The sequence below is a fragment of the Mesorhizobium sp. M7D.F.Ca.US.004.01.2.1 genome (genome assembly GCF_003997785.1).
GTDB classification, from domain to species: Bacteria; Pseudomonadota; Alphaproteobacteria; order Rhizobiales; family Rhizobiaceae; genus Mesorhizobium; species Mesorhizobium loti.
This window is the reverse complement of record NZ_RZRQ01000723.1, coordinates 1-735: the sequence shown is the minus strand read 5'-3', so window position 1 is coordinate 735 and position 735 is coordinate 1. Positions and strand designations below refer to the sequence as shown.

Annotated in this window: 2 pseudogenes; both read right to left on the bottom strand. The window is 58.8% G+C overall.

Annotation, left to right across the window (positions count from 1 at the left end):
* A pseudogene (locus tag EN993_RS38240) lies at positions 1-125 on the bottom strand (cobalamin-binding protein); the annotation flags it as partial.
* Between the two features lie 98 nt (positions 126-223).
* Positions 224-735: pseudogene (locus tag EN993_RS36435) on the bottom strand (diguanylate cyclase); the annotation flags it as partial.

Here is a 735-nt window from a genome sequence, read left to right as displayed (position 1 = left end):
CGCTCGAGCAGGATGTTGGTGCCTTCCTCGATCTCTTCCTTCAGCCCGTCATAGAGATCGTCGTGCATCTGCTGCACCAACTCGTCGTCGGAAAGTTCGGAAAGGATGATCTCGTCGTCGGACATTTTGCTGCCTGCGCGAATTGCTGCCAGTGTTTCACGGGCCGCCGGCACCTTTTGTGATGGGCGCCGGCAGCGTTTTCTTGCAAGTCTCGGGAATTATATCAGGCGTCGAGCCAGACGCTCTGGAAGTCCATCTCGTAGGTCTGGTGCATTCCGTAGTTCTTTACCTTCTTGTTCATGTGGCAGTAGAGCTTCTGCCAGAAGGGCTGGATGATGACGCCGGAATCCTGGAGGATCTGCTCGACGTCCTTCATCACCTCCTTGCGCTTGGCGGGATCGGCCAGCGAAAGCGCCTGCTTGAGCTTGGCGTCGAAATCCGGGTTGGCATAGGCGGTTTCGTTCCAGGCCTCGCCCGAGCGATAGCCGAGCGCCAGCACCTGGACGCCAAGCGGGCGCATGTACCAAATCGTCATGGAATAGGGATACTTCGTCCAGTCGTTCCAGAAGGTCGAACCCGGCAGCACCGTGCGCTTGACCTTGATGCCGGCATCGCGCAACTGGCCGGCGATCGCATCGCCGGTGTTCTTCTGCCATTCGTCCTCGACAGTGATGAGTTCATGCTCGAAGTCGGCCTGACCGGCATCCGCCATCAGCTTCTTGGCGGCGGCAGCAT